Annotated in this window: 12 protein-coding genes; 7 read left to right on the top strand and 5 right to left on the bottom strand. The window is 72.7% G+C overall.

The window, feature by feature from the left end:
- Positions 1-88 precede the first annotated feature (88 nt).
- The 4 genes from H305_RS0135060 (at position 89) to H305_RS0135045 (ending at position 3,435) form a co-directional block, all read left to right on the top strand.
- On the top strand, positions 89-595 hold the full coding sequence (locus tag H305_RS0135060) for a hypothetical protein (RefSeq protein ID WP_028804559.1): 507 nt from the start codon (positions 89-91) through the stop codon (positions 593-595).
- Between the two features lie 48 nt (positions 596-643).
- Positions 644-1,921, top strand: coding sequence for a sensor histidine kinase (locus tag H305_RS0135055; protein WP_028804558.1), 1,278 nt, complete (start codon positions 644-646; stop codon positions 1,919-1,921).
- Between the two features lie 13 nt (positions 1,922-1,934).
- A complete protein-coding gene (locus H305_RS0135050) occupies positions 1,935-2,582 on the top strand; it encodes a response regulator (protein WP_028804557.1) in 648 nt (215 codons plus the stop codon).
- Positions 2,583-2,652: 70 nt separating this feature from the next.
- The gene (locus tag H305_RS0135045; protein WP_028804556.1) at positions 2,653-3,435 is read left to right on the top strand and encodes a sulfite exporter TauE/SafE family protein; all 783 of its coding nucleotides are present in this window, start codon (positions 2,653-2,655) and stop codon (positions 3,433-3,435) included.
- 30 nt (positions 3,436-3,465) lie between these two features.
- On the opposite strand, the gene H305_RS0135040 is transcribed toward H305_RS0135045, so the two are convergent.
- The 3 genes from H305_RS0135040 to H305_RS0135030 all read right to left on the bottom strand — a co-directional run bounded on the left by H305_RS0135040 (position 3,466) and on the right by H305_RS0135030 (position 5,972).
- A complete protein-coding gene (locus tag H305_RS0135040) occupies positions 3,466-4,500 on the bottom strand; it encodes a S1C family serine protease (protein WP_051371287.1) in 1,035 nt (344 codons plus the stop codon).
- Positions 4,501-4,665: 165 nt separating this feature from the next.
- On the bottom strand, positions 4,666-5,295 hold the full coding sequence (locus H305_RS0135035) for a class F sortase (protein ID WP_028804554.1): 630 nt from the start codon (positions 5,293-5,295) through the stop codon (positions 4,666-4,668).
- Between the two features lie 158 nt (positions 5,296-5,453).
- Positions 5,454-5,972, bottom strand: a complete 519-nt coding sequence (locus tag H305_RS0135030) for a hypothetical protein (RefSeq protein WP_028804553.1) — start codon at positions 5,970-5,972, stop codon at positions 5,454-5,456.
- A 539-nt stretch (positions 5,973-6,511) separates the two neighbouring features.
- Between H305_RS0135030 and H305_RS0135025 the strand changes: the two genes are divergently transcribed.
- Complete coding sequence (locus H305_RS0135025) at positions 6,512-7,081, top strand: NADPH-dependent FMN reductase (protein WP_028804552.1); 570 nt, start codon at positions 6,512-6,514, stop codon at positions 7,079-7,081.
- A 217-nt stretch (positions 7,082-7,298) separates the two neighbouring features.
- Here the strand turns inward: H305_RS0135025 and H305_RS0135020 are convergent, their stop codons facing one another.
- Positions 7,299-8,942: a M4 family metallopeptidase gene (locus tag H305_RS0135020; protein WP_028804551.1), complete on the bottom strand. Its 1,644-nt coding sequence runs from the start codon at positions 8,940-8,942 to the stop codon at positions 7,299-7,301.
- Between the two features lie 209 nt (positions 8,943-9,151).
- Here H305_RS0135020 and cutA point away from each other — a divergent pair, with 209 nt between their 5' ends.
- Together cutA and H305_RS0135010 are read left to right on the top strand one after the other, a co-directional pair.
- Complete coding sequence (gene cutA, locus H305_RS0135015; RefSeq protein ID WP_028804550.1) at positions 9,152-9,478, top strand: divalent-cation tolerance protein CutA; 327 nt, start codon at positions 9,152-9,154, stop codon at positions 9,476-9,478.
- The gene (locus H305_RS0135010; protein WP_028804549.1) at positions 9,475-9,888 is read left to right on the top strand and encodes a gamma-glutamylcyclotransferase family protein; all 414 of its coding nucleotides are present in this window, start codon (positions 9,475-9,477) and stop codon (positions 9,886-9,888) included. Before cutA ends, H305_RS0135010 begins: the two co-directional genes overlap by 4 nt.
- A 75-nt stretch (positions 9,889-9,963) precedes the next feature.
- Here the strand turns inward: H305_RS0135010 and H305_RS55270 are convergent.
- Positions 9,964-10,737: molybdopterin oxidoreductase family protein (locus H305_RS55270; RefSeq protein WP_037766320.1), on the bottom strand; the 774-nt coding region annotated here is incomplete at its 5' end.

The raw sequence follows: 10,737 nt of genomic DNA, 5'->3' as shown, positions 1-10,737 counted from the left end.
TTTCCGTGCGGGCACCATCGAACGCGCCGCCCGCGCACGCAACCCTTGAGGTGCCGGACCACACCAGCTCGCCCACAGGGGGACCACCATGGCCACCGCCCGCGGACTCCAGCCGCCGCCCGCACGTGACGACACCGCCGTACGCGTCTGGCGGTTCGTCCGCGAACCCTTCACCGCGGGCACGTGGCGCCGCGTCGCCTACGCGCTGCTGGCCTTCCCGGTCGGCGTGGCGTGCGTGCCGCTGTCGTTGCTGGGCGCTCCGACCGGGCGCTGGCAGCGCGGTCTGCTGCGCCGCTTCCTCGGCGCCCGCCCGGCCGGCTCCTCGGGCGGCCTCGCCCACGCGCTCCTCGCGACACCCCTCAACCTCCTGGTCCTCGCCGTCACCGCATACGGCTGGTCCCTCGTGCCGATGAACCTGGGCTGGCCCCTGCGCGCCGGCTCCGACTACGCGGACGCCTGGGGAGGGCCCACCTTCGCCGGCGCCTGGACCTTCCACGCCGTCGCCGGCGGCCTCGGCTTCCTGCTGGTCATGCCCTGGCTCGGCCGTGCCATGGCGGCCGTCCAGCTCCGTGTCGCGTCGGCCCTCCTGCCGTGACCGCCCCGCGAGACCCCCGGCCCTCTCCGCGACTTCTAGGTTGATCCCATGAACCAGCTCCGCGCCGTGCTCGCCCTCCCGTTCGGGCGGCGGGCCCTCGCGGCCCTCCTCTACGGCCTGATCGCCTTCCCGCTCGCCCTCGTCGGCTTCCTCCTCACCCTCGTGGGGCTGCTGGTCGGCGGCGTCCTGTCGATCACCACGCTCGGGCTGTGGCTGATCGCCGTCACCGTGCGCGGAGCGCTGGCGCTCGGCAGGCTGCAACGCGCGCTGGCACGGCGGCTGCTCGGGCTGGAGATCGAGGACCCGCAGCGCCGCACCGGCAGCGGTATCCTCGGCTGGCGCCGGGCCCTGCTCGCCGACCGCGGCGGATGGCGCGCCGTCGCCTGCGCGCTGGCGACACCCTTCACCGCGGTCTTCGGACTCGTCACCGTCGTCATCGGCTACGTATACGGCGTCCTGCTGACCCTGCACCCCCTGATCGAGAACTGGAACTACGACACCCGGCGGGCCTCGGACGGCACGGAGCACCGTGTGTCACTGGAGTTCTTCGGCTTCCAGGTCGACTCCTGGCCCCGCTGGCTGATCCCCGTGGCCCTCGGGCTGCTGCTCCTCGCCACCGCGTCCTGGCTGCTGCGCCACGCCCTCGCCCCGCACCGCGCCCTGCTCACCGCGCTGCTCGGACCCGATGCCGCGGACCGCCGCATCCGCACCCTGGAGGAGACCCGCGCACAGGCCGTCGAGGACGCGGCGGCGACCCTGCGCCGGATCGAACGCGATCTGCACGACGGCACCCAGGCCCGGCTCGTCGGCCTCGCCATGCATCTCACGATGATCAAGGAGCTGATCGGCACGGGAGCCTCCCCGCAGCAGATCCTCACGGTCGTCGACACCGCGCAGGGCAACGCCACCCAGGCCATCGCCGACCTGCGCCACCTCGTCAAGGGCATCCACCCGCCCGTGCTCGACCAGGGCCTCGACACCGCCCTGGCCACCCTCGCCGCGGACAGTGCCCTGCCCGTCGAGGTCCGGGCCGACATCGCCGACCGCCCCGGCCCGGCCGTCGAGTCGATCGCGTACTTCTGCGCCGCCGAACTCCTCGCCAACGCGGCCAAGCACAGCGCGGCGAGCGCCGCCGCCGTGACCGTGACCGCCCGGGACGGACTGCTGCGGCTGACCGTGCGCGACGACGGCCGCGGGGGAGCGGTGATCGGCGCGGGCTCCGGCCTGACCGGGCTGCGCACCCGGGCCCGTACCGTCGACGGCACGCTCACCTGCGACAGCCCGCCGGGAGGTCCTACCGTGGTCACGGCCGAACTGCCCTACTGATCCGGAAGGTCATATGCGCGTCGTCATCGCCGAGGACTCCGCCCTGCTGCGCGACGGGCTGGCCCAGCTGCTCAGGTTGCGCGGTGTGGAGGTCGCCGCCGCCGTGGGGGACGCGGAGGCGCTGCTGACGGCGGTGTCCGAGCACCGGCCGGACGTCGCCGTCGTCGACATCCGGCTGCCGCCCACACAGACGGACGAGGGGGTGCGGGCCGCCGTACGGCTGCGCGCGGACCACCCGGGCACCGGGGTGCTGCTCTTCTCGCAGTACGTCGAGACCACGTACGCGACGCAACTGCTCCGCGAACCCGCCGGGTTCGGCTATCTGCTGAAGGAACGCGTCGTCGACATCGGCGAGTTCGTGGACGCCATGGAGCGCGTCGCCCGCGGCGGTACGGCCCTCGACCCCGAGGTGGTCGCGCAGCTGTTCGGCGCGAGCCGCCGGGCGGGTGCCCTCGACACGCTCACCCCACGGGAGCGGGAGGTCCTCGCGCTGATGGCCGAGGGCCGCACCAACCACGCGATCGCCGCCGCCTTCACCGTCTCCGAGCGGGCCGTCGAGAAGCACGTCGCCAACATCTTCGTGAAGCTGGACCTGCCGCCGTCGGACACGGGCAACCGCCGGGTCCTCGCTGTCCTGCGCTATCTGGACTCGGTGCGCTGAAGCTCAGAAGTCGCTCAAGGTTCACCGGATCGATGGACGGCACATCTACCTCGTCCGTAGGGTCGCGATCATGCCCGACATATCGCTGACCATGGTCGTCGTCCTGTGCCTCGCCTCCCTGGCGGCCGGCTGGATCGACGCCGTGGTGGGCGGTGGCGGGCTGCTCCTGCTCCCCGCGCTGCTGCTCGGACTGCCGAGCGGCACCCCGGCGGCGTACGCGCTCGGCACCAACAAGGCGGTGGCGATCGTCGGCACGACCGGCGCGGCCGTGACGTACGCGCGCAAGGCGCCCGTCGACGTGCGCCTCGCGGTGCGGATCGGGCTCGCGGCGCTCGCCGGTTCCACGGCGGGCGCGTTCGTCGCGGCCGGGCTGAGCACCGACGTGCTCAAGCCGGTCGTCATGGTCGTCCTGCTCGGTGTCGGCGCCTTCGTGATCCTCAGGCCCGCCTTCGGCACGGCGCCCCCGACGACGCCCGTCTCCGCGCGTCGCGTCCTCGCCGCGATCGGGCTGGCGGGCCTCGGCATCGGTTTCTACGACGGGCTCATCGGCCCCGGCACGGGCACGTTCCTCGTGCTCGCCCTCACCGCGCTCCTCCACCTCGATCTGGTGACCGCCTCCGCCACCGCCAAGATCGTCAACTGCTGCACCAACGCGGGTGCCCTCGCGACCTTCGCCTGGAAGGGCACGGTGCACTGGCAGCTCGCCGCCCTGATGGCCGTCTTCAATCTGGTCGGCGGCACCGTCGGGGCACACACCGCGCTCAAGAAGGGCAGCGGGTTCGTCCGCGTCGTGCTGCTGACGGTGGTGTTCGCGCTGGTGGCGAACATGGCCTACCAGCAGTGGATCGCCTAGCCGCGGGGAGTCGCCCGGCCCGGACGGGGCTCATTGGCTGAGCGTGACGGTGGCGCTCCAGGTGTCCCCGGCCTTGGCGGACGTCCCGTCCTCGAACTCCGTGTCGCTCGTGTACGCCCCGAGCACGTCGACCTTCTCGCCCGGTGCGGACGACTGGAGGATGTCGCACACCTGCGGGACCGACGTGACCTTCGTGTCCTTGATGTCGGTGATCACGTCACCGGCCGTCATGTTCGCCTTGGCGGCCACGGAGTGGCCGTCCACGCTCGTCACGTAGACGCCGTCGATCCCCTTGGCGGTGATGGCCTTCTGAAGCTTCGTCGCCTCGGTCTCCTGTCCGGGGAAGTAGGACGCGAAGTTGGGGTCGCTCAGCGCGACCAGCCCCTGCCACCCGGGATTGTTCTTGCTCTTCCCTTCGGCGAGCCCCTCCAGGAGGGGTTTGGCGTGGTCGCCCGCGATGGAGTAGTACTGCCCCTGGGTGCCCTCGATGCTGAAGGTGTTGATGCCCACGAGCTTCGCGTCGCTGTTCAGCAGCGGGCCGCCGGAGTTGCCCGGGTTGAGGGTCGCGGAATGCTGCACGGTGGACGACAGGTTGGGCGAGCTGACCTGCCCCGTCTGCGCGACCTCGGGGGACTGCACCACGCCGGTGGTGAGCACCGCCTTCTCGTGACTGGTGTCGCCCGCGCCGACCGGATAGCCGATCGCGGTCACCTGGTCGCCCTGTCTGAGGTCGCCACTGTCGCCGAACTCCACTTCCTTGAGGTCGTCCTGCGGGGTGGCGAGCTTCACGATCGCCAGGTCCTCGCAGGGATCGGCCGCCACGACCCGCACGGGCACGGGCCCACCGTCCTCGATACGGACCTGGAGAGAGGTCTGACCGGCGACGACGTGGTCGTTGGTGACGATGAGCCCCTTCTCGGCGTCGTAGATGACGCCGGTACCGTCGGCCTCGCCGCCCGCCAGCACCTGCACGGTCGCGGGTGCCACCTTCTCGAAGATCTCGTCAGGATCGTCCGCCCGCGCCTGCGCGGTGGTGAGCCCGCCGCTCAGGGCGATGGCTGACACGGCGGTGACGCAGACTCTCGCTATCGGCCTCATCAGGGCCCTCCCAGCTCCCGGCCGGGCCCCAACACTCAAGCCGGGGAGATGAACTGCCCCTTCCAGGCTAATCCTTTGCCGCATCTGTGTCGCGGCGGAACGACCGCCGCCGGACGACGCGGCCGCTGTCGGTCAGGCCGCGCGGCTGCCCGTCAGATGGGCGAAGACGACGACGTTGCCCTGGTACCCGGTCGTCTTCGAATAGCCGCCGCCACATGTGATGACGCGCAGCTCGGGGCGCCGCGCGGCGCCGTACACCTTGTCGTCGGGGAAGTCGCGGGCGTCGTACACCTCGACGGAGTCGACGGTGAAGACGGCCGTGCCGCCGTCGCGGCGCGCCACCTCGATGACATTGCCCTTCTTCAGGGAGCCGAGGTCGTAGAAGACGGCGGGGCCCTCGGAGTTGTCGACGTGTCCCGCGACGATCGCGGTGCCCCGTTCGCCCGGTGTGGTGCCGGCCTCGTACCAGCCGGCGAGGTTCTTCTGCTCCGCGGGCGGGACGTCCAGGCTGCCCTGCGGGGTGAGGGAGAGACCCATCAGGGGGGCGTCCACGCGGATGGAGGGTATGCGGATGCGCTCCGGCGGGGAGTGCGGCAGCGCGGGCGCGGCGGGCCGCCGTTCACCGGTGCCGGGTGCCGCCGCCTGCGCGGCGGACGGCTGGGGCGGTGCGTTCGTCTCGGCGCCGCTGCGCAGCAGAAAGGCGCCGGAACAGAGGGCGACCACGGTGACGGACGCTATCGCTGTGTTGCTGACCGGGCGCACGTGAGCCTCCTGGCGGGATATGTCCAAGGCCGCGCTCTCTCCTGGATCCTGCGGGTCGGTCGGGTCGGGTCCCGTTCCCCCTCCGGGCCGCGAGGGGCGTCGGGCCACGGAGGGGGAGGGGACGGCGGTACCGGCGGACGGACGGCGGAGGGTGTCCGTCAGATCCCGTCGCCTCTCGCCCGGCGATGCAGGAGCCAGGTACCGCCCGCGGCGGCGACGGCCAGGGCCGCCACTCCCGCCGCGGTCTGCACGGGATCGGTGCCCAGAGCACCACCGACCCCCGTCTTCACCAGTCCACGCGGCTGGACCTGCTCGCGCGTGGACGTCAGGGTCACCATCAGGTCACCCGTGACCTGCTTGCCCCCCGCGCACTGTGCGACGATCTCGTACGTCCCCGGCTGAGCGCTGGGCGGCACCCGGAACTGTCCGATCGCGTCGTTCTCGTGAGCGCTCGGGGCCAGCGGGAACGTGCCGGCGCCGACCGCGCTTGCATCGCCCGCCGCCGCGGCCGCCGCGCCGCACGCCGCCGTGTTGACCGTGACGCCCGCGCCGGGGACGACGGTCGAGGGGAACACCTCCAGCCTTCCGGTCTCACCGCCGTACGCGGGCGCCGTGGCGAGACCCGCGGCGGCGACGGCGAGCGCGGTACCGGTCAGCATCCGGGCGGTACGTCGCATCGTGCTTGCTCCTCCGAGGGGGCGCGGCCCGCGACACCCCCAAGTGCCGCTGCCTCGGTCACGCCCCTGCTTTACCGAGGTAAGTGGCACACGACCGAACCCGCTTCCTGATGGACCGTCAAAAATGAGGTGAACGGGTGTCAGGGAGGAGCGCCACACGGGTTGGTTCCACGGCGTTCCAGCAGGTCACCGGTCTGTGACCGGCGCGTCGCGGAAAAGGGCCCGAAGGAGGCTGGCGAAGGTGTGAACGGGTGACCGGGCGCCGCTTCGGCGCGGGAGCGGGGACCGGCGCCGGGCGGCGGCCTCGTCCGCTTGACCTCAACAAAGCTTGAGGTATGAGGGTGTGGGTCATGAACACAGCCGCAGCCGAAACCACGGCACCCGTCTCCCCGCCGGCCGCCGGCTCCACGGCCGCACCCGGCTCCGCGTCGGCGTCCGACCCGGCGCTCCCGGCCTCCGCACCGGTCCCGGGCTCCGCGCCGGTCCAGGCCCCCGGCCCGCTCGCGGCGCCGGCCGTCTCCGCCGTCCCCGAAGCCCCGGTGCGGGTCACGGTGGTCGTAGGAAGTGACCGGGAGGGCCGCTTCGGCCCCGTCGTCGCCGACTGGCTCCTGGAGCGCATCGGGGAACGCGACGACTTCGCCGTCGAGGTCGTCGACGTCGCCGCCGCCTCGCTCCCCACGGCGCTCTCGCACGACCCGTCGCCGTCGGTGGCGGCCGCGCTCGCGGAGGTGTCACCGGCCCTGGACGCCGCGGACGCCTTCGTCGTCCTCACCCCCGAGTACAACCACTCCTTCCCCGCGGGTCTGAAGAACCTGATCGACCGGCACTTCACCGAGTGGCGTGCCAAGCCGGTCGCCCTCGTCTCCTACGGCGGCATCTCCGGAGGTCTGCGCGCCGCCGAACACCTCCGGCAGGTCTTCGCCGAACTGCACGCCGTGACCGTGCGCGACACGGTGTCCTTCCACGGCGCGGCAGGCGCCTTCGACACCGGTGGCCGGCCGCGCGACCCGGCCGGCCCGTCCGCCGCGGCCACGACGATGCTGGACCAACTGGCCTGGTGGGCACGGGCTCTGCGGGAGGCCAAGGAGAGGCGGCCGTACGGGGGGTAGCGGGCCGGAGCGCGGCCCCGGCGAAGTCCGGAGGGGATGGGCGGCCGGTTCGAAGGGAGCGACGACGGCCTGCCGCTTCCGCCGCTTTCGCCGCGTCCGCCGGTCCGAGCGGGGGCCCGCCCCGGCGGGACGGCGGCCGACCCGGGCCCGGTCACGGAGCGCGCATGGGCAGGCGTCCTGTCGACGCCTGCCCATGGACGGCCGGGGGTGCGCGGGATCAGGCCACGGAAACCGCGGACCAGGCGGCCGCGACCGCGTTGTACTCGGTGCTGCCCGCGCCGTACAGGTCCTTCGCCGCGTTCAGCGTGGCCGTACGGGCGCCTGCGTACTTGGTCGAGGACGTCATGTAGACCGTCAGCGCGCGGTACCAGATCTTGCCGACCTTGTCGTGTCCGATGCCGGTGACCGTCGAACCGTTGCAGGTCGGGGAGTCGTAGCCGACGCCGTTGACCGTCTTGGCGCCGCTGCCCTCCGCCAGCAGGTACGCGAAGTGGTTCGCGACCCCCGACGAGTAGTGGACGTCGAGGTTGCCCACCGAACTGCTCCAGCAGTCGGCCGAGTTGCCGTCCTTGGAGGGCTTGTCCATGAAGCGCAGGGCGGGCTTGCCGAAGCCGGAACGGACGATCTTCTCGCCGATCAGGTAGTCACCGGCGTCGGAGGAGTTGTTCGCGTACCACTCCACCATCGTGCCGAAGATGTCCGATGTCGCCTCGTTGAGGCCGCCGGACTCGCCCGAGTAGGTGAGGGCGGCCGTCTTCGAGGTGACGCCGTGCGACATCTCGTGTCCGGCCACGTCCAGCGCGACCAGCGGGCCGAACGTCGTCCCGTCGCCGTCGCCGTACGTCATGCAGAAGCAACTGTCGTCCCAGAAGGCGTTGTTGTAGTTGTTGCCGTAGTGCACGCGGTTGTACGAGCCCTTGCCGTCGCCGGCGATGCCGTTGCGGCCGTGGACGTTCTTGTAGTAGTCCCAGGTCTCGTTCGTGCCGTACTGGGCGTCGACGGCGGCCGAGGAGCGGTCCGACGTGGTGCCCGAGCCCCAGTGGTTGTCGGCGTCCGTGAACAGCGTCGCCGGGGCGCGGCTGAAGCAGATCCCGAAGATGCACAGGTCCGTCTTGTTCGCCGCGTCGCCCGTGTAGGTGTTCCCGCGCGTGGGGTCCTTGAGCTGGTACGTCGACCCGGACAGCGTGGTCTCCAGCGGAACCGTGCCGCCGTAGAGCGACTGGCCGTCGCCGGTCGCCGTCTCGATGGTGTCCCAGGCGTCGATCTGCGCGCCGGTACGGGCGTCGGTGAGGACGCTGCGGGCGACCGGGTTGCCGAGCGAGTCCTGTGCCACCACGTCGGTCTGCCAGGCGAGTTTCGGCGCCCCGTGCAGAGCGTCGACGACCAGTCGGGGCTTGGCCGTGATCTTCTTCAGGGCCTCGCCCAGGTTCGCGGCGCGCAGCGCGTTCACCGCCAGGTCGGCGGCCTTGGGCGCGGCCAGGCCGGGGGTCACGCCCGGCAGCGACAGAGGGCTGCGGGTGGCGCGGTCGGCGCTCCGGTACGCACCGCCCGGCGCCAGGTGGACCACGAAGTCCCCGCCCAGAACGGGCAGCTGACGGTAGGTCCGGTCGTACCGGACGTGCTGGGTGCCGTCCTTGTCGATGACGACGTCCCGTACGGAGGTGTCCTGTGCGGAGGTGAGTCCCAGGCTCGTGGCGTGCTCCACGAGCGCCGACGCCGCGTTCGCGAGGGCGGTGGCCCTGCTCGGTCTGCCGTCCGCGCTCGCGGCCGGGGCCAGAGCGGCGGCCAGCAGTGTGGCCGTGGTCGCGGCTATGCCCGCGGTGGCGAGACGGGAACCTCGGATGTGCCGTGTCCGACTCATCGGTCTCCTTGGGAAGGCGCCTTGGGCGCGTGGGGGAGGCGCTGATGTCGTCACAGATTTAAAGGTGCATGACATGTCATGTCCATAGCGCGCACTGATGGATGTGTGTGGGTGTGTGAGGGGTGAGAATCGTTTCTGCAAAGGCCTCGGAGGCAGCCGCCGCCGAGGCCGTGCGGGGACCGCCGCGACGAACCGAGAGGGAGCCGATCATGGTCACGGCCGCCTGGCTGACCGTCCTGACCACGACCGATGCCGCCGACAAGGCCGAGGCGCTCGCCCGCGGCGCGGTCGAGGCGCGGGTCGCGGCCTGTGCGCAGATCTCCGGACCGGTCACGTCCGTCTACCGATGGCGGGGCGACATCGAGACCGCCGCCGAGTGGCAGGTGCTCTTCAAGACGACGGGCGCCCGGTACGACGAACTGGAGGCGTATCTGCGGCGGGCGCACGACTACGACACCCCCGAGATCATCGCGACGGAGATCGTCCGGGGCGGCGCGGACTACCTGCGATGGCTGGAGGAGGAGACCGCCGGGTGAGACTCCCCTTCTTCGTCTACGGCACCCTGCGCCCCGGCGAGCACAACCACGACCAGTTCCTGCGGGGCCGCACGCAGTCCGAGGAACCGGTCCGGATGCGGGACGTCGTGCTGTACGACGGGCCCGGATACCCGTACGCCGTCGAGGAGGCCGGCGGAGTGGTGAGCGGTGAACTCGTGACCGCGCTGCCCCAGGAGTACGAGGAACTCCTGGCCGCCCTCGACCGGTTGGAGGAGTACGCGCCGGGCGATCCGCGCAACCTCTACGAGCGGGTGGCGCGTGACGTCGTGCGTGCGGACGGGACCGCGGGCGTCCGCGCCTGGGTGTACGTGGCCGCTCCCGCAGTCGCGGCCCGCCTCCGCGCCCGGGGCACGCGGATCACGGGCGGGGACTGGCGCTCGCGGTTCTGAGCGGACGGGCGGCGCACCTGCCCACGACGTCCCCGCGGGGCGCTCCCCGGCCGGGTGCCGGCGCGCCCCTGGCGGTCACCGCTCGACGGCCTCCAGACGCACCGCGCACGCCTTGAACTCCGGCATGCGCGACGTCGGGTCGAGGGCCGGGTTGGTCAGCGTGTTGGCGCGGCCCTCGCCCGGCCAGTGGAAGGGCATGAACACGGTGTCGGGCCGGATGGCGCTCGTGATCCGGGCCGGTGCCACGGCACGGCCCCGCCGCGACACGACCGCCACCGCGTCACCGTCCAGCGCCCCGAGCCGCTCGGCCAACCGCGGGTGCATCTCCACGAACGGGCCGGGGGCGGCGGAGTTGAGCTCGTCGACGCGCCGGGTCTGCGCGCCCGACTGGTACTGCGCCACGACCCGGCCGGTGGTCAGCAGCACCGGGTACTCGTCGTCCGGTTCCTCGGCCACCGGCCGGTGCGACACGGGCACGAACCGCGCCCGCCCGTCCTCGGTGGCGAAGCGGTCGAGGAAGAGGCGCGGCGTCCCGGGGTGCACGCCCGCGCCGTCGCCCGCCCGCGCGGGGCCGTCGGCGGCCGGCGCCGGGCCGACTCCCGTCCCCGCCGGGCCGACTCCCGTCCCCGCCGGGCCGACTCCCGTCCCCGCCGGGCCGACTCCCGTCCCCGCCGGGCCGACTCCCGTCCCCGCCGGGCCGTCCCCGTCCGCCGGTGCGGGGCCACTGCCGCCGCCCGGCACGGCGCCGGCGTCCCCCGCGGGGTCGTCCTCGAACACGTCGAGCGAGGCGTCCTCGCAGTCGTCGCAGTCACCGGCGGCCCCGGGCCCGGCTCCGGTCGTGCGGGCGGT

The organism is Streptomyces sp. 142MFCol3.1, assembly GCF_000424945.1.
Classification (GTDB): Bacteria; Actinomycetota; Actinomycetes; order Streptomycetales; family Streptomycetaceae; genus Streptomyces; species Streptomyces siamensis.
The sequence above is the reverse complement of the archived record's forward strand: the minus strand, read 5'-3'. Positions and strand labels throughout refer to the sequence as shown.